Raw genomic sequence first — 17,428 nt, forward strand, 5'->3', positions numbered from 1 at the left:
GTCGGGTTGCGGCAGTTGACGGATGACCGGCCGGCCGGCACCGGGTTAGCCTTCCCCGATGATCCATGTCGATCGTTGTCGTTCCCGCGTACCGCTGGGCCGGCGGAGGCTCGCCGTCCTCGCCCCGCTGACCCTGCTGGCCGGGCTGCTCGGCCTGGCCCAACCCGGTCCGGCCGCCGCCGATCCCGAGGTGGGCAGCGCCCGGCTCGTCCCGCTCCAGGTCACCGGCCCGGCCAGCGAGCGGCTCAACCTGATCCTGCTCGGCGACGGCTACACCGCGGCCGAGCTGCCGAAGTTCCACGCCGACGTGGACCGGCACCTGAACGTGCAGTGGAGCATCGAGCCGTACCGCGGCTACCGGAACTACTTCAACGTCTACGTGATCGAGATCGTCTCCGGCGAGTCCGGAATCCGCTGTGACCCGGACGACGACCCGCCGGCCCCGGACCGGATCACCCCGCTCGGGCTGCACTACGCGGACGGCTGCACGAATCCGCTGGCCCGGGGGATCACCTTCCAGCCGTACGGCACGAGTGCGCTGGACCGCTATCTCCAGCAGCTCGTCGCCCCGCTCGGGGTGACCGCCAGCAACCGGCAGATCCTGGCGATCGCCAACACCGACACGTACGGCGGGATCGGCGGCACCAACGCGACCACCTCGGGCGGCGCCCCGCAGGGTCCGCTGATCAGCCCGCACGAGCTGGGTCACTCGCTTGGCCAGCTCCAGGACGAGTACCCGTACTACAACCGGCCCGACCCCGGCGGCCCGTACTGCACCGACGACTGCGCCGAGCCCGGCTCCCGGCACCACACCCGGCTCACGGAGCAGCAGATGGTCGCGCAGCAAGCGAAGTGGTGGCGCTGGCTCGGCGAGGAGAGCGAGTCCGGCGGCACGATCGGCCGCCACGAGAGCGGCATGTACGCCAGCTCCGACGTCTGGCGGCCCAGCGAGCACTCGATCATGCGCTGGCTCGGCTTCCACTACGACCAGGTGAGCCGGGAGATCATGGCGCAGCGGATCTCCGGCCGCCGGGACACCGACGCGATGGCGCTCTCCTCGACCCGCACCGACCGGCCGGTCGGGCCCACCGACGTGCTCTGGGTGGAGACGCAGCACCCGGTCCACCACGAACTCGACGTGCGCTGGGCGGTCGACGGGGTGCCGGTGCCGGCCACCCACAACAGCAGGAACCTCGCGCTCGCCGACCTCGACGTGCAAGCCGGCGCCGTCGTACGGGTGACGGTCTCCGACCCGACCGAATTCGTCCGGGACCCGGCGATCCGGAACGGGCCGGCGCTGACCCAGAGCCGGCAGTGGACCGTCGGCGCCGAGCCGACCCCGCCGACGCCGGTGCAGGTCGGCTTCACCGCCGCCACCCCGACCGAGCGCCCGGTCGGCGGTCAGGACGTGGTGTACGTCGAGCCGACCCACCCGGTCGACCGGGTGCTGGCGGTGACCTGGCGGCTGGACGGGAAGGTGCTGCCGAACCCGCACAACAGCCGCAACCTCGACCTGGGCACGCTGCGGCTGGCCCCGGGCAGCTACCGGCTGACCGCCACGGTGACCGACCCGGTTGCTCCGGACGGTGGCACGCAGACCCTCGCCTGGACCGTCGACAACGTGGCCGGAGGCACCACCGCGACGCTCTCCACCCCGGTCGCCACGCTGGCCGGGGATACCCGGCACCACGTCTACTTCGAACGGTTCACCATGGGATTGGACCCGACCGACGACCGGCCGGGCTACACCGTCGGCGAGTTCCGGCTCGACCGGGACGGCTGGTTCAACTACTTCGGCTGGCCGGACGCCCCGGCGGGTACGCCGTTCCTGTTCAGCCCGACCGGCACGGTGGTGAAGTCGCTTGTCTACGGCAACCTCGGCTCGGGCGGACTCTCCAGGGCGGTCTTCGAGCGGACCGAGCCGGGCTACGGCACGCACACCGTCGAGCACCGGGCGATCGACGCGGCCGGCAACATCGGCCCGGCGGCCGAGTTCCGGGCCACCGTGCTGCCGGGCTCCGCGCCGGCCTGCACCCGGACGATCTCCGGCAGCCGGGCCGGCGACCTGACCCTGCAGGCCGGGGTGACCTGCCTGGACAACGCCCGGGTGGCCGGCCGGATCAGCGTACGTCCCGGTGCCTCGCTGGTGGTCTCCGGTGGGGCGGTCGCCGGTGGGATCAGCGCCGACCGGGCGGCGGTGGTGCAGTTCCTCGGCACCACGGTCAGCGGCTCGGTGCGGTTGCACGGGACCACCGGCTCGGTGACGAGTGCCGGCAGCACGTTCAGTGGCGCGGTCCGGCTGACCGGCAACGCCGCCGGTGAGCACGGGCTGGCGCTGGTCGGCAACCGGATCACCGGGTCGCTCACCTGCACCGGAAACGGCAGGGTCGCCGACTTCGGCGCCCGCAACGAGGTCCGGGGGCAGCGCTCCGGCGACTGCGCCCGGCTCTGACCGGACCCGGCGTGACGCCCGCTGGGACGGTGCTCCGGCACCGTCCCAGCGCTGCGGCCGAACGTCGCGGGCCCGCTGCGGCCAGGTGGCCGGTCAGGGTCGGCGCAGGACTCCGCCGTACTCGTAGAACCGGGTCTCCTCCGCGCCCCTGCCAAGGTAGGGCCGGAGTGCCTCGTCGACCGGCGCCAGCGGCGGCTGGGTCGGGTCCGGACGCCAGTGCTTGACGTTCACCAGTCCCGGCTCGACCGGCTCGAAGTCGCGCAGGAAGTCGGCCACCTCGTGCACCATGCGGTTCTTCCAGGTGATGCCCATCTTGCGCACCATCTCGTTGCCGGCGTCCACCCCGGCCTGGTCGGTGCCGGCCAACTGTGAGTAGCCGAGGTAGCTCTCCGACGTCATCGCCTCGCGCAGCACCGCCAGCATGTGCCGGATCTTGTCGTCGTCCACGATCGAGTGCCCCACCGACAGGAGCAGCACGGCGACCGGCTCGGTAAAGTCGATCATCTTTCGGACGTCGCTGTCGGCGAGGATGTGCTCCGGCGCGGTGACGTCGGCGGCGATCACCCGGGTCGTCTCGTCGTCGGCCAGCAGCGCGCGCCCGTGCGCCAGCACGATCGGGTCGGAGTCGACGTAGACCACCCGGGCACCGGGTTGGAACCGCTGGGCCACCTCGTGCACGTTCTGCTGGGTCGGCAGCCCGCTGCCGAGGTCGAGGAACTGCCGGATGCCCAGGTCGCGGGCGAGGAACCGGACGGCGCGGTAGAGGAAGAGCCGGTTCTCCCGGGTCACGTCCAGGCTGGACGGGGCCTGCGAGTTGACGAAGAGTACGGCTGCCCGGTCCGCCGGGAAGTTGTCCTTGCCACCGAGCGAGTAGTCGTACATCCGGGCCGAGGTCGGCACGTCGATCGGGAAGGCGGGATACCCTCCGTCGTTGGGGGCGGTCACAGGGGTCAGCTCTCCGTACGGGTCGAGGGACGGACGCCTCAGAGTAGCCCGTCCATCGACCCTCCATGGTGCGGTGTCGAGGCGGAACGGGTGTCCCGGTCAGCCGGCGCAGCCCACCCGGTGCGGGGCCAGGGCGATGTCGTCGAGCCACACGTCGAAGTGGTCCGGGGTGGGGTTGCCCTGGTAGAGCTGCCAGCCGATCTTCACGGTGTCGGCCCGGGGCAGCACGAAGTCGACCGGGTTGCCACCGTGCTCGGTGGTGCTTGTCGTCATCTCCGGCTGGGCGACGCCGTCGATCCAGACCGCGATCCGGTTGTCGGTGGCGTCCCACTGCCACTCGAAGCACTGCCAGCGGTCCTCGACGGTGGGGGCCGACTCCCGCCAGTTCGTCCAGTCGCCGGTCGGGCCGCCGTCGGCGCCGACGCCCCAGAACGACGCGGCCAGCGGTGGTGCCCACTGGCCGCCGATCGGCCGGACCACCTCGGCGCTTCCGGTGCCGGTCGCCTCGACCAGGGTGAAGTGTGCCCAGTCGGGCGCGGTCGGGAAGGCGTCCACCTTCAACCGGATCCGGCCGTAGAAGCTGTTTCCCGGTGCGGCGAAGTCGTCCACCTTGAGGAAGGCCCGGCCGTTGCCCTCGGTGTGCACCCGCAGCACCTTGTCGCGCCGGTGCCGCTCGACGGTCAGGATGCCGTCCTTGGTGTCGATTCCCCAGGCCAGCGAGGCGGCACCACCGGTGGGCAGCCGTTCGAAGTCCTCGCAGAACAGCAGCGTACGCGGACCGCAGCCGCCGGCTCCGCCGCCGTGGCCCGTCGGGCCGCCGCCATGTCCGGACGGGCCGCCGCCGGCCTGTGCGGCGCCGCCGCTGGCGAGTACCGCGACGGCGGTGAGGAGGGCGAGGGGAAGGCGTTTCGTCAGCCGGGCCATGGCGCAAGAGCATGACAGATGTCGATGCTTGCCGCCACCCGGGGAATCCCCTGGCAGCCCTCGGGGCACCGCCAGCCGCACACCGACCCACCCCGACACCGTCGACATCGACGATCACCTTTGGTTTACTGGGAGGCCCCGGCCGCGTTCCGGTGCCCCACCGCGCACCGCGCGTACCCGTACGCGCCCCCGCACCGGCCGGCGGCACGGCCGGAGGTGTGCCATGAGCAGTGGGTCCGGATCGGACTCGCCCCCTGTCGACGTCCCACCCTCCGGGGTCTCCCGGCGCGGGGTGCTGCGCGGGACCGCGGTCGCCTCGGCCGGACTCGCCGTCGGCGCGGCTGCCGGTCCGGCGGTCGGCGTCGGACCGGTCGACCCGGCGCTGGCGGCACCGGCTCCCGAACCGGTCGGCGCGGCGACCACCGAGGTCACCCTCACGGTCAACGGCCGCACCGAGCGGCTCCGACTCGATTCCCGGGTCACCCTGCTGGACGCGCTGCGCGAACGGCTCGGGCTGACCGGCGCCAAGAAGGGCTGTGACCGGGGCCAGTGCGGCGCCTGCACGGTGCACGTCGACGGCCGCCGGGTGCTCTCCTGCCTGACCCTGGTCGCGGCCACCGCCGGCCGCCGGGTCGGCACGGTGGAAGGGCTGGCCGACGGCGACCGGCTGCACCCGGTGCAGCAGGCGTTCGTCGACTGCGACGCTTTCCAGTGCGGGTTCTGCACCTCGGGGCAGATCATGTCGGCGGTGGCCCTGCTGGCCGAGGGTCACACCGGCTCCGACGACGAGATCCGCGAACACATGTCCGGCAACATCTGCCGCTGCGGCGCGTACGAGAACATCGTGGCCGCCGTCCGGACGGCCGGACACGACGGGACCGGCCGACACGACGGGACTGGCCGATGAAGCCGTTCGACTACACGGCCGCGCAGACCGTGTCGCAGGCCCTGGCCGGCGGCGGCGCCGGCACGGCGTACCTGGCCGGCGGGACGACGCTCGTCGACCTGATGAAGCTCGAGGTGATGACCCCGGGCAGGGTGGTGGACATCAACCGGCTGCCGCTGCGCGGCGTCTCGGCCGACCGCACCGGGCTGCACCTCGGGGCGCTGGAACGGATGAGCGACGTCGCCGCACACCCGCTGGTGGCCGACGGCTACCCGGTGCTCGCCCAGGCCCTGCTACGCAGCGCCTCGCCGCAGCTGCGCAACATGGCGAGCATCGGCGGCAACCTGCTGCAACGCGTCCGCTGCGGCTACTTCCGGGACACCAGCACCGGCTGCAACAAGCGCCGGCCCGGCTCCGGCTGCCCGGCGGTCGGCGGCGAGAACCGGGGGCACGCCATCCTCGGCACCAGCGACTCCTGCGTCGCCACCCACCCCAGCGATTTGGCGGTGGCCCTGGTCGCCCTCGACGCCCGGGTCCGGCTGGCCGGCCGGAACGGCACGAGCCGGGAGGTCTGGCTCGCCGACTTCTACCTGCTGCCCGGCGACACCCCGGAGCGGGAGCACGACCTGCGTCCCGGCGAACTGGTCACCCGGGTCACCGTGCCGGCACTGCCCTGGGCGGCCCGGTCGGCGTACCTGAAGATCCGGGACCGGCAGTCGTACGAGTTCGCCCTCGCCTCGGCGGCGGTGGCGCTGGACCTGCGCGGCGGCGTGATCCGGGACGTCCGGCTGGCGGTCGGCGGGGTCGGCACCCGGCCCTGGCGGCTGCCGGCGGTCGAGGAGGCGCTGCGCGGCCGGGCCGCCCGGCCGGAGCTGTTCGAGTCGGCCGCCGCGCTGGCGGTCGAGGGTGCCCGCCCGCTGGCGCACAACCGGTTCAAGACCACCCTGCTCCGGCGCACCGTCGTGCGCGCCCTGACGAACCTGGCGGAGTCGAGATGAGCGGCGCGGCACGGACGGTCTCGGTCAACCGGGTGGACGGCCGGCTCAAGGTCACCGGCGGCGCCCGGTACGCCGCCGACCAGCCCGCCGAGCGGCTGGCGCACGGCTTTCTGCTGCTCAGCACGGTCGCCCGGGGCACCGTCCGGGCGATGGACGTGGCCGCCGCCGAAGCCTCCCCGGGAGTACTCGCGGTCTACACCCCGTTCCGCACCCTGGCCCTGCTCGGCAGCGGTACCCCGTTCAGCGTCGGGCACAGCTGGCTGCCGTTGCAGGACGCCGAGGTGCACTACCACGGCCAGGCGATCGGGTTGGTCGTGGCGGAGACGTTCGAGCAGGCCCGGGACGCCGCCGCGCTGGTCCGGGCCGACTACGACGTACGGCCGGCGGCGGTCTCCTTCACCGACGGCATCCCGGCAGCCACCGACCCCGGCCCGATCATGGGTGAGCCGGCCCGGCTGGAATACCTCGCCGACGGGGTCGACTCGATCGACGCGGCGCTGGCGGCCAGCGAGGTGACCGTCTCCGGCACCTACCAGCAGCCGGGCAAGCACCACAGCGCGATGGAACCGCACGCCTGCGTGGCCGTCTGGCAGGACGGGTCACTCACCCTGCACACCGGCACCCAGAGCGCCTCGCTGACCGTCGGGGCGATGGCGGCGGCACTCGGCGTGGAGACGGCGAAGGTGCGGGTGGTCAGCCCGCACGTCGGCGGCGGCTTCGGCAACAAGGTCGCCACCTGGGCACATCCGCTGCTCGCCGCGGCCGCCGCGCGTACCCTGGGCCGGCCGGTCAAGGTGGTGCTGACCCGGGAGCAGACCTTCACCGTCACCGGAAACCGGTCCGCCGTCCGCCAGACGGTCAGCCTCGGCGCCCGCCGGGACGGCACCCTGGTCGCGGTCAAGCACCAGGTCTGGGCCAGCCAGTCCGGCTCGGGCGGCATCTTCGAGAGTTCCGCGCACACCACCTCGCGGTACCTCTACCGGACCGAGAACCTGCACCTGGACCAGAAGATCGTTCCGCTGGACGTGCCGCCGCCGACCTGGATGCGGGCGCCCGGCCAGGAGTCCGGCTCGTTCGCCCTGGAGACCGCGCTCGACGAACTCGCCGCCGAGTTGCGCATCGACCCGGTCGAGCTGCGGCTGCGCAACAACGCCACGGTCTATCCGGGCCGGAACGTGCCGTGGTCCAGCAAGCACCTGGACGAGTGCTACCGAATCGGCGCGCAGCGCTTCGGCTGGGCCCGCCGCAACCCGACCCCGGGCGCGGTGCTGCGGGGCGAGTGGCTGGTCGGAATGGGTACGGCCACCGCGAACTATCCCGGCGAACGCTTCCCGGCCTCGGTGAACGTACGCTTCCGGCCGGACGGGGACGTCTCGGTCTCCAGCGCCACCGCCGACCTCGGCACCGGGATGTGGACCGTGCTGGCCGTACTCGGCGCCGAGGCGCTCGGCCTGCCCGTCGCCCGGATCCGCAGCGATCTCGGCGACTCCACCCTGGCGGCGAACATCGGCTCGTTCGGTTCGGCCTCGACCGCGAGTACCGGCCCGGCGGTGGCCGCTGCCGCGCAGGCCGCGACGACCGCACTGATCGACCTCGCGGTGACCGACGAGCGCTCGCCCCTGCACGGGCGGCCCGCCGCCGAGGTCCGCTACGAGCGGGGTGACCTCGTCGCCGGTGACCTGCGGATCGGCTTCCCCGAGCTGCTGCGCACGGTCGACTCCCCCGGTGTCGGTGCGACCGGCAGCGCGGCACCCGGCCCGGACCACGGCCGGTACGCCTTCACCTCGTTCGGCGCCCACTTCTGCGAGGTACGGGTCAACCGCTGGACCGGCGAGCCCCGGCTGAGCCGGATCACCTCGGTGATCGACGGCGGCGCGATCATCAATGCCAAGACGGCCCGCAGCCAGATCATCGGTGGGGTGATCTTCGGTATCGGCCAGGCGCTGCTGGAGGGTGCCGTCGTCGAGCCGGACACCGGCCGGATCGCCAACGGCAACTTCGCCGACTACCTGCTGCCGGTGAACGCCGACGTCCCGCCGATCGACGTGCACTTCCTGGACCACCCGGACCTGCTGTTCAATCCGCTGGGCGCCCGGGGCATCGGCGAGATCGGCACGGTCGGGGTCGCCGCCGCGATCGGCAACGCCGTCTACAACGCCACCGGGCGGCGCGTCCGCGAACTTCCGATCACCCTGGACAAGCTCCTCGACTGATTCCGGCCGAGCCGGGCCTCGGAAACGGGCTGGACTCCGGCCGAGCCGGGCCGGGGAACGGTCCGGACGACCCCCGCCGGGGGCGAGGCGTCTGTCAGGATGTACACCCGACCGATCCACGGGGAGGGTGCCGGTGACCTGGACGGAGATGCTCGCCTACTGCCTGGCCAAGCCGGGCGCCTGGCAGGACGAGCCGTGGGAGGGCGACGTGGTGGTCAAGGTCGGGCCGAAGATCTTCGCCTTCCTCGGCCAGGAGTCGCGATCCACCGTCGGCGTGAAGTGCGGCCCGAACCGGGAGGTGGCCGACGAGTGGCTGCACCGCTATCCGCAGGACGCCTCGGTGATGGCCTACATCGGCCGCTCCGGCTGGAACACGCTGCGGCTCGGTGCCGGGATCCCCGACGACGAGTTGTGGGAGGCGGTCGACGCCTCCTATTCGGCTGTCGTCGCCAAGCTGCCGAAACGCGACCGCCCACCGACGTCCTGACGGGCCCGGGTCGGGTGGCCGGGGGCAGGTCCTGCGCCTACTCCTCGGCGTAGAGCCGGGTGACGGTCTCGGCGACGCAGCACGGCTTGCCGCCCCGCTCCGGCTCCACTGTGACCCGGGTGACCACCTGCGTCCCGCCGCCGGACACCGGCTCGACCTGGAGCAGTTCGGCACTGACCCGGACGGCTTCGCCGACCAGCAGCGGTGCGGGGAACCGCACCCGGTTCAGCCCGTAGTTGATCCCCATCCGGATCCCCTCGACCTGGTAGAGGTCCTGGACCAGGACCGGCAACAGGGAGAGGGTGAGGAAGCCGTGCGCCACCGTCCCGCCGTACGGGCCGCCGGCCGCGCGCTCCGGGTCGACGTGGATCCACTGGTGGTCGCCGGTCGCCTCGGCGAAGGCGTTCACCCGGTCCTGCTCGATCCGGTGCCACGGGCCGGGGCCGAGCTGCTCGCCGACCGCCCCGGCGAGTTCGGTCAACGAGGCGAACTTCCTCATGCCAGGTGCCCTCCGAGTTTCGTGTACCCGCGGAGCAGATCCCGCGAGATGATCAGTCGTTGCATCTCGTCCGTGCCCTCGAAGATGCGCAGCAGCCGGACCTGCCGGTACCAGCGCTCGATCGGCAGCTCCCGGGTGTAGCCCATGCCGCCGTGCACCTGCATCACCCGGTCGACCACCCGGTTGACCATGCCCGCGCCGTAGAGCTTCGCCATCGAGACCGCGTGTCGGGCGTCCTGCCCGGTGTCGACGGTCCAGGCGGCCCGGAGCACCAGCCAGCGGGCCGCCTCCAGCTCGGTCTCCGAGTCGGCGATCATCCACTGGATCGCCTGGTTGGCGCCGATCGGCCGGCCGAAGGTCTGCCGGGTGTTGGCGTACTCGATCGCCATCGCCAGGGCGCGTTCGGCGATGCCGAGGGCGTGCGAGGGGATCAGGTAACGCCCCTTGCCGATCCACCGCATGCCGAGGGTGAAGCCCTGCCCCAGCTCGCCGAGAATGTTCCGGTGCGGCACGCGTACGTCCTCGAAGACCAGCGACGCCGGCCCGCCCTCCCCCATGGTCTGGATCGGTGCGGAGGTCCAGCCCATCGACCGGTCCACCAGGAACGCGGTCGCGCCGCCGTCGTGCACCTTGCGGTCCGGGTCGGTCACCGCGACGACGATGGCGAAGTCCGCCTCGTTGCCGTTGGTGATGAACGTCTTCTCGCCGTTGAGCACCCAGTCGTCGCCGTCGCGCCGGGCCCGCAGCCGGATGTTGGCCACGTCCGACCCGGCGCCCGGCTCGGTGAGGGCGAAGCAGGAGGTGCGGTCACCGGCGATCGTCGGGAGCAGGAACTCCTCGCGCTGCGCGGCGTCGGCCTCGAAGAGGATGTTGTCCGCCTCGCCGCCGAACCGGAAGGGCACGAAGCTGCGGCCGATCTCGGTCCAGATCAGCGACTGGGTGACGGCCGGCAGCGCCATCCCGCCGTACTCCTCGGGAGTGTCCAGGCCCCAGAAGCCGAACGCCTTCGCCTTGAGCTGGAGTTCCCGCAGCTCGTCGCCGCTCAGTCCGGGCTGGTGTGCCCGTTCCCGGCGCAGCACCTCCGACTCCAGCGGCAGGACCTCGTTGCGGATGAACGCGCGGGCGGTGTCCCGGATGGCCCGTTCCTCGTCGCCGAGCGAGAAGTCCATGTGCTGTCCCGTCCTTCCCCTGCCGGCCACCCCTACCTGACGCTGCCTGGTTGCTCCCGCACCGCGCTAGCGGGCACCGCCGTTGACATAGAGCGTCTGGCCGCTGACGTAGGAGGCGTCGTCGCTGGCCAGGAAGGTGATCACCGCGGCGACCTCCTCCGGCAGGCCGACCCGGCGCAGCGGAGTCTGCTCGGCGGCGTACTTCTGGTGCTCGGCCGGGGTCGCGCCGACCCGCTCGGCGGTGGCTGCGGTCATCGCGGTGGCGATGTAGCCGGGCGCGACCGCGTTGACGTTGATGTTGAAGGGGCCGAGTTCGATCGCCAGGGTGGCGGTGAGCCCCTGCACCCCGGCCTTGGCCGCCGCGTAGTTGACCTGGCCCCGGTTGCCGAGCGCGGAGCGGCTGCTCAAGTTGACGATCTTGCCGTACTTCGCCGGCACCATGTGCCGCTGTGCCGCCTGGCAGCAGTGGAACATGCTGGTCAGGTTGGTGGTGATCACCGCGTCCCACTCGTCGGCCGGCATCTTGAACAGCAGGTTGTCCCGGGTGATCCCGGCGTTGTTCACGAGCACGTCGAGCCGACCGTGTGCCTGGGCGATCTCGTCGAAGGTGGCCGAGACCGCCGCGCCGTCGGTCACGTCGCAGCCGTACCCGACGGCGGTCCCGCCGGCCCGGACGGTCTCGTCGGCCTGGCTGATCTCGTCGGCGGTCTGCCGTGCCCGTTCGGCGACCAGGTCGAGGACGGCTACCGTGGCCCCCTCGGCGGCCAGCCGCCGGGCGGTGGCCGCACCGATCCCCTGGGCCGCCCCGGTGACCACGGCGACCCGATCGGCGAATCTGCCCACGCCCACGCTGCACTCCTCGCTCTGCGATACCCGGCTGAGCCGCTTGACCCCAAGCTCTGAGGCCCAAGCTCTGGACCCAAAGCTCTGAACCCCACGCTCTGGGGCCCAAGCTCTGAGGCTCAAGCTTCGAGCCCCAGCCCATGCCCCTGGGGCTGAGCCCGGAAGGCCGTGTGGCCGACCGTTGCCCGTTAAACTATCGCTGGAAGTTTTCCCGCGCCAGTCCCGACCGCAGTGAGAAGGGGGGTGGAGCGAACATGCCGCGACCCCGCCAGGCGCTGCTGAGCCGGCAGCGGATCGTCGACGCGGCCACCGCGCTCATCGACGCCGAGGGCCTGGCGGCGCTCTCCACCCGCCGGCTGGCCACCGCACTCGGGGTGCGCGGGCCGTCGCTCTACAACCACTTCGCCAACAAGGGGGAAATCCTCGACGCGGTGGCGGACGCCGTCACGGCGAAGGTCGACGTCTCCTACTTCGCCACCCACGACTGGCGGGACGCGCTGCGCCTCTGGGGGCACTCCTACCGGCGGGCGCTGGTAGCGCACAGCAACATCGTGCCGTACCTCGCCCAGGGGCCGGGGCGGCGTCCGGCGGCACTGGCCATGGCCGACGCCGTCTACGGCGGGCTGGTCAGGGCGGGCTGGCCGCCGGCTCGGGCCACCCACATCGGTGCGCTGATGCGCTATTTCGTCGCCGGCTCGGCGCTCGGCTCGTTCGCCCGGGGCTTCGTCGAGGACCCGCAGCTCTACGCCCCGCACTATCCGCACCTGAGCCAGGCGCACCGACTCGCCGAGCACCAGCGCAGCGTCGACGAGGGCGCTTTCGCGCTCGGCCTGGACGCGCTGGTCGACGGCCTCTCCCGAACCTACGAACAAGTCGTCACCCCCCTCCCCCACTCGCCCCCTCCCCACACGCCCCCTCCCCCTCCCCGCCACTCCCCCACCCCTCCACTTCCCCACCCCTGAGCGCCCGACGCAGGTCGGCGAGCTCGACCTGGACACCAGAGGCGTTATCCGGCCGGGGTAACGCCTCTGGTGTCCAGGTGAGCATCGGCCGGGACGCCCCGGGTCGGCCGCTGCGGCGATCCGGGGCGGCCGCTGCTCTGTCAGGCGGTGGGGTCGGGAGCGCAGGGGTCGTCGTGGTCGGCGCGGAGGAGGCAGCGGGGGCCGCCGGTCGGGAGCGGTCGACCACAACAGACCCGATGGCGTACGTGCGGCGTGTCCGCAGCGCAGACCATGGCCTCCGCCGCGTCGATCTGCGGCAGGAAGCCGAGCGACCGGGCGAGCGCGTACGCCAGGTCGACCGCGCCGGCCAGGTCGGCACTGGTCGCGGATAGCTGGATGACGTACCGGGGTGCCGGGGCGGGCGGCTCGGGAGACGCCGGTACGCCGTCCCGGGGCAGTCCCTCGAAGACCCGGTCGGCGATCCGGTTCGGCGGTGTCCGGCGTTTCTCCGGAATCGTGCCGCCGATCGATCGCAATGCGCGTACCGGACTCACGACTGTTTCCTCTCTACGGAATTGACGGGGTTCGGCGCGTGGTGATGTGTGGAAGGGGCGACCCGGCCCGATTGCCGAGCGGGCCGGATCGCCCCGCCCTGACACCGCAGCCTTCGTCGGCGGGTACGGCACCAGGGCTGTTCGGGGTCGCGCGAGGGTGCCTTTCCGTGATAGGTATTTCGACAAGTCGGTTCGGAGCCGGGATCGTGACCCGATCCCGACGCTCCAGTTGAGACCCGACGAGGTCCGGTAGTGCGGCTGCCACCCGCGACGCCCGCCCTTGTCACCTTCTCGGCTGTTGGCCCAGCCGCGGTTGCCGTGCTTGCACCGGGAGTTCCCGGGGGTCGGTGATCACCCTTCACCCGGAGACCAGGTTTCCAGCGGCTCCGGGATTGGTGCAAGAGACACCAATTTCTCGTTGCTGCGGCCAATCGCGCGTCCGAAAGGTGGATCATGCCGGCCAGAAACGAATCCTTCGTGCAGACGCTGCGCGCCCAGTGGCTCGGGCAGCAGATGCGCCAGTTGCGCGAGCAACGCGGTTTCACCCTGAAACGTGTCGCCGAGTTCCTGGAACGCGAGTTCTCCTCGGTGGCCCGCTGGGAACGGGCCGAGTGGCCGTTCCGGCGCGGCGTGGTCGTCTCGCTGCTCGACCTCTACGGCGAGCACGATCCGCGCACCCGGGCGCACTTCATCCAGCTCGCCGAGGACGCCTGGCGAACCGACCGGTGGGACGACGACTACGACGAGATCGTCGACGCCTCGTTCATCGACTTCCCCTGGCTGGAGACCCGGGCCGAGCAGATCTGCTCGTTCGACGCGATGCTGATGCCCGGCCTGATGCAGACCCCGGAGTACGCCGAGGCGGTGATCCGGAACGCCGAGGGCAGCCGGGCCACCCCGTTCTCGGTGGCGAAGTGGATGCAGTTGCGCCTGGACCGGCAGCGGGTGCTGGACCCGGACTTCGGCGTCACCGTCTCGGCCGTACTCGACGAGAGCGTGCTGCGCCGCCCGGTCGGCAGCCCGGCGTTGATGCGCGGCCAGCTCGCACACCTCGGCGAACTGCTCCGCCGTCCCAACGTGCAGGTCCGGGTGCTGCCAGCCACCATCGGCCTGCACCCCGGCCTCGACGGCTCGTTCGTCGTCTTCCAGATGCCGAAGCCCTACCCCGAGGTCGCCTACGCCGAGACACTCGGTGGACGGCTCTTCATGGAAGCGCCGAAATCCAAACGGTACGCGGAGGCGTACGCTCGGTTGCGAGACATCGCACTCGACCCGTCCGGGTCGGCGAAGCTGATCGAGACGATCGCGGAGGAGCTGTGATGAGCGAATCCCTGCCGGCGGTTGCCTGGCACATCAGCACGAGAAGCAACAGCAACGGCGGAAGCTGTGTCGAGGCCGGCCCGCTCCTGGACGGCTCGGGCCGGGTCGCCGTACGGCACAGCAGGGCCCCGGAGGCAGCCGTGATCGTGTACACCCGGGAGGAGTGGGACGCGTTCCTGGCCGGCGCCAAGGACGGCGAGTTCGACTTCACCGCGCCCGCCTGATCCGGTCGCCTGCGGAATCGCCGGGCCGGCCGGCCCGGTGCCGCCTCCTACGCGACGTCGGTCCTGGTCATCAGCGGCGACCGCAGGTGGGATTCCAGACTGGGACTGGTCAGGGGCACGATGTGCCACCTCGCGACCGCCTTTCCCGCGACGGCGTCGACCACCAGCCGGACCCGGTGCGGGGTGGTGATGACGTAGAGGTCGGCGACGAAGGTGTTGCCCTGCCAGGCGCCGGTCGCGACGACCGGGCGACCGAGCGGTGAGCTATCCCGCCAGCTGCCGTGGCCGACCTCGACGGTGAGCGACGATCCGAGTCGCAGGCGCCAGCCACCGTCGACAGGATCGACGACCACAGTGGTTCCGTCGGGTAGCGCCGAGTCCTCGGCAGAGGCGTCGAGTTCCGCCTTGACGGAACGCTCAGGCATGGCCGACCCCGGCACCGGCGCGAGCGACAGCCGCCGTAGCCGCTCGGCGAGAACCTCGTCGTCCCGGCTGCTCGCCACCTCGTCCAGACCGGGCAGCAGGCACTCCCACACGGGGTCGAGCACCGCCTCACCCTGCGTCACGGCGCCGGTCGCCACGACCACGAGGTCGTGCGGCGGGACGACGAGGCAGAACTGCCCGAAGGCGCCGTCGGCGCGGTAGCCGTGCCGCGACATCCAGAACTGGTAGCCGTACCCGCAGAGCGAGTCGGGGTTCTCCGACCAGCCCTCGATCTGCGTCGTCCCGACGTGCCGGCTGGTCGCGAGCCGCACCCACTCGCGCGGGACGAGTTGCCGGTCGCCCCAGCGCCCGTCCCGCAGCAGCAGCTGGCCGAAGGCGGCGACGGCCTCGGTCGGCAGGTGCAGTCCGGTGAATCCGGGAACGGCGCCGCTGGCCACCCGGTCCCATTCGGCGTGCTCAACGCCCATCGGCCCGAACAGGCGGTCGTCGAGCAGTTCCGGCAGGCTCCGGCCGGTCACCCGTTCCACCATCCGGGCCAGGATGAAGGTCGTCGGATTGTCGTACGCGTGCCAGCTGCCCTCCGCCTCGGTGAACGGTACCCGTAGGAAGCCCTTCACGAGGTCGCCCGGTTCCAGCCGCCAGGCCGCGTCCAGGCTGTCCGTGCGATGACCGGCCGTCATGGAGAGCAGGTGGTGCACGGTGACCCGGCGCCCCTGCTCGGAGATGTCGGCCGGCACGTGCTCGGGCAACACGTCCACCACCCGATCGTCCAGTGCGAGCAGCCCGTCGGCGATCGCGAGGCCCACGGCGACCGAGGTGAACGACTTGGTCACCGAGTAGAGCAGGTGCGGGCGCTCTGCCGAGTACGGCGCCCACCAGCCTTCTGCGACGACGTGGCCGTGCCGCACGATCATCAGGGAGTGGCACTCGACGGACTGCGCTTCGAGCCGGTCCAGCAGCGCGGCAACCGCGCGGGACGAGATTCCCGAGGCAGCCGGCGTCGAGCGCGGCAGAAGGGGGTGCCGAGGGAGCATCCCGGCACCCTAACAGCCGGCAGATCGGCGGTATCGCGAGCGTATCGAAAAACGCATACGCCACCGCAACAGTCTGCTCGGTTCAGTTCAGCATGGACCGCGGCGCAGCCACGGGCAGTTCGTCGATCGGGAAAGGGAACGTGATCATGGATTCGGATTCGGTACCAGGTATAGGCCGGCGGCGGCTGCTCCGGTGGGGCGGGACGGCGGCCGCTGGCGTGGCGGCCGGGCCGCTGGTGGGCGCCGGGCTCGGCCGGGCCGCCCCCGCCAACGCCGACATCCCGCCGGCCACCCGGCCTGGCGGCGCCTACGACCGGTACATCGCGAAGCTGGCCGCCGAGGACAGGTTCTCCGGAGTGGTGTTGCTGTCGCATCGCGGCCGGACGGTGCTGTCGCGCAGCTACGGCATGGCCGACAGGGAGAAGGGGATCCGCAACCACGAAGGTGTCGCGTTCAACCAATACGGCGGGCCGTTCATCAGCCTGTCCGTCGTGCAGCTGGCGCAGCGGGGCGAGGTGAAACTGTGGGACACCGTGGGCAGCTACCTGACCGGTTTCGCCACGGAGATCGCCGAGCAGGTGCGCATCCACCACCTGCTCCTCGGTACCTCCGGATTGTCCTTCCCGGAGCACGACCACCAGCGCATCTTCCACAGCAGGGAGGAGCAGCAGGAGTACTACCAGCAGTACACCCGGCAGGCGAAGCTGGCGACCGCTCCCGGCGCGGGTTCGAACAAACCCGGTTGGGGTTCGGAAGTCGTCGTGCAGATCGTCGAGGCGGTTACCGGCATGACGTTCTGGGACTACGTGCACGAGCACGTCTTCGCCCGCTGCGGCATGACCGGCTCGGCGTACTACACCAGGCCGCAGTGGCTGGCCGACGAGCACATCGCGCACTCGTACATGAAGCAGGCCGACGGCAGCCGGGTGGACGCCGTCCGCAACCTGGACAGGGACAGCCCGAGCCCGGGGATGCCGGGCCAGAACAATGCCCGCAACTTCGTCCCGGACGGCGGGTTCGTCACCGCACCGGACATGGTCCGGTTCGCGGAAGCGTTGTACGACGGCACCGTGCTCGACCCGCCCTGGGCCGACGTGTACACCTCGGTCAAGGCCCCCAACTTCCGAGGCTCCCCGGGGTTCACCACCTACGGGCCACCGGCCCACATCGTCGAGGGGCAGTGGGAGATCGGGCGCGGCGGCCCCCACCCCGGCAGCTCCACCTACTGGAACATCTACCCGAACACGGGGTGGGTCGGCGTCGTCCTCAGCAACTACGACGACATACCGCTACAGGAGATCACCAGAAAGCAGACGGAGGCCATCACCGGCGCTTCCTCCGACGGTGGCGGCGGCTGACGCGCGCCGTACCGTAACCGGGTCGAGACCGACGCCTCCGGTGGCCGTTCCGGCCGATGCCGTCGAGCGGGCGGTGCCGCCCTGACCCGGGCGATGCCGTCCACTCAGGTCGGCACCGCCCGGGTCAGGTCCGGGCC

At 71.7% G+C, this 17,428-nt stretch carries 16 protein-coding genes; 9 read left to right on the forward strand and 7 right to left on the reverse strand.

Annotated features, from left to right (window positions below; genetic code table 11):
- The first annotated feature begins 58 nt into the window (after positions 1 to 58).
- The gene (locus O7626_RS16505; RefSeq protein WP_278062056.1) at positions 59 to 2,452 is read left to right on the forward strand and encodes a M64 family metallopeptidase; all 2,394 of its coding nucleotides are present in this window, start codon (positions 59 to 61) and stop codon (positions 2,450 to 2,452) included.
- Between the two features lie 93 nt (positions 2,453 to 2,545).
- On the opposite strand, the gene O7626_RS16510 is transcribed toward O7626_RS16505, so the two are convergent.
- Both O7626_RS16510 and O7626_RS16515 read right to left on the reverse strand, forming a co-directional pair.
- Positions 2,546 to 3,397: an SAM-dependent methyltransferase gene (locus O7626_RS16510; protein WP_278062057.1), complete on the reverse strand. Its 852-nt coding sequence runs from the start codon at positions 3,395 to 3,397 to the stop codon at positions 2,546 to 2,548.
- Positions 3,398 to 3,496: 99 nt separating this feature from the next.
- Positions 3,497 to 4,321, reverse strand: coding sequence for a hypothetical protein (locus O7626_RS16515; protein ID WP_278062058.1), 825 nt, complete (start codon positions 4,319 to 4,321; stop codon positions 3,497 to 3,499).
- A gap of 382 nt (positions 4,322 to 4,703) precedes the next feature.
- On the opposite strand from O7626_RS16515, the gene O7626_RS16520 reads away from it, so the two are divergent.
- The 4 genes from O7626_RS16520 to O7626_RS16535 all read left to right on the forward strand — a co-directional run bounded on the left by O7626_RS16520 (position 4,704) and on the right by O7626_RS16535 (position 8,905).
- Positions 4,704 to 5,228: a (2Fe-2S)-binding protein gene (locus O7626_RS16520; RefSeq protein ID WP_278066183.1), complete on the forward strand. Its 525-nt coding sequence runs from the start codon at positions 4,704 to 4,706 to the stop codon at positions 5,226 to 5,228.
- The gene (locus O7626_RS16525) at positions 5,225 to 6,205 is read left to right on the forward strand and encodes a xanthine dehydrogenase family protein subunit M (protein ID WP_278062059.1); all 981 of its coding nucleotides are present in this window, start codon (positions 5,225 to 5,227) and stop codon (positions 6,203 to 6,205) included. The genes O7626_RS16520 and O7626_RS16525 overlap by 4 nt, the downstream gene beginning before the upstream one ends.
- Complete coding sequence (locus tag O7626_RS16530) at positions 6,202 to 8,418, forward strand: xanthine dehydrogenase family protein molybdopterin-binding subunit (protein WP_278062060.1); 2,217 nt, start codon at positions 6,202 to 6,204, stop codon at positions 8,416 to 8,418. The genes O7626_RS16525 and O7626_RS16530 overlap by 4 nt, the downstream gene beginning before the upstream one ends.
- A 133-nt stretch (positions 8,419 to 8,551) precedes the next feature.
- Complete coding sequence (locus O7626_RS16535; RefSeq protein ID WP_278062061.1) at positions 8,552 to 8,905, forward strand: MmcQ/YjbR family DNA-binding protein; 354 nt, start codon at positions 8,552 to 8,554, stop codon at positions 8,903 to 8,905.
- Between the two features lie 37 nt (positions 8,906 to 8,942).
- On the opposite strand, the gene O7626_RS16540 is transcribed toward O7626_RS16535, so the two are convergent.
- The 3 genes from O7626_RS16540 to fabG all read right to left on the reverse strand — a co-directional run bounded on the left by O7626_RS16540 (position 8,943) and on the right by fabG (position 11,416).
- Positions 8,943 to 9,404, reverse strand: coding sequence for a MaoC family dehydratase (locus O7626_RS16540; RefSeq protein WP_278062062.1), 462 nt, complete (start codon positions 9,402 to 9,404; stop codon positions 8,943 to 8,945).
- Positions 9,401 to 10,573 carry an acyl-CoA dehydrogenase family protein gene (locus O7626_RS16545; protein ID WP_278062063.1) on the reverse strand — a complete coding sequence of 391 codons (1,173 nt, stop codon included), beginning with the start codon at positions 10,571 to 10,573 and terminating at the stop codon, positions 9,401 to 9,403. The genes O7626_RS16540 and O7626_RS16545 overlap by 4 nt, the downstream gene beginning before the upstream one ends.
- 66 nt (positions 10,574 to 10,639) lie before the next feature.
- A complete protein-coding gene (gene fabG, locus O7626_RS16550) occupies positions 10,640 to 11,416 on the reverse strand; it encodes a 3-oxoacyl-ACP reductase FabG (protein WP_278066184.1) in 777 nt (258 codons plus the stop codon).
- Positions 11,417 to 11,670: 254 nt separating this feature from the next.
- Between fabG and O7626_RS16555 the strand changes: the two genes are divergently transcribed.
- Complete coding sequence (locus O7626_RS16555) at positions 11,671 to 12,378, forward strand: TetR/AcrR family transcriptional regulator C-terminal domain-containing protein (protein ID WP_278062064.1); 708 nt, start codon at positions 11,671 to 11,673, stop codon at positions 12,376 to 12,378.
- Positions 12,379 to 12,518: 140 nt separating this feature from the next.
- Here O7626_RS16555 and O7626_RS16560 read toward each other — a convergent pair whose 3' ends face one another.
- Positions 12,519 to 12,911, reverse strand: coding sequence for a hypothetical protein (locus O7626_RS16560; protein WP_278062065.1), 393 nt, complete (start codon positions 12,909 to 12,911; stop codon positions 12,519 to 12,521).
- A gap of 453 nt (positions 12,912 to 13,364) precedes the next feature.
- Here O7626_RS16560 and O7626_RS16565 point away from each other — a divergent pair, with 453 nt between their 5' ends.
- Positions 13,365 to 14,231 carry a helix-turn-helix transcriptional regulator gene (locus tag O7626_RS16565; RefSeq protein WP_278062066.1) on the forward strand — a complete coding sequence of 289 codons (867 nt, stop codon included), beginning with the start codon at positions 13,365 to 13,367 and terminating at the stop codon, positions 14,229 to 14,231.
- Positions 14,231 to 14,455, forward strand: coding sequence for a DUF397 domain-containing protein (locus O7626_RS16570; protein ID WP_278062067.1), 225 nt, complete (start codon positions 14,231 to 14,233; stop codon positions 14,453 to 14,455). Before O7626_RS16565 ends, O7626_RS16570 begins: the two co-directional genes overlap by 1 nt.
- A gap of 47 nt (positions 14,456 to 14,502) precedes the next feature.
- Here O7626_RS16570 and O7626_RS16575 read toward each other — a convergent pair whose 3' ends face one another.
- Complete coding sequence (locus O7626_RS16575; RefSeq protein WP_278062068.1) at positions 14,503 to 15,933, reverse strand: serine hydrolase domain-containing protein; 1,431 nt, start codon at positions 15,931 to 15,933, stop codon at positions 14,503 to 14,505.
- Positions 15,934 to 16,079: 146 nt separating this feature from the next.
- On the opposite strand from O7626_RS16575, the gene O7626_RS16580 reads away from it, so the two are divergent.
- Complete coding sequence (locus O7626_RS16580; protein WP_278062069.1) at positions 16,080 to 17,291, forward strand: serine hydrolase domain-containing protein; 1,212 nt, start codon at positions 16,080 to 16,082, stop codon at positions 17,289 to 17,291.
- Positions 17,292 to 17,428 lie beyond the last annotated feature (137 nt).

This window comes from Micromonospora sp. WMMD1102, assembly GCF_029626265.1.
Classification (GTDB): Bacteria; Actinomycetota; Actinomycetes; order Mycobacteriales; family Micromonosporaceae; genus Plantactinospora.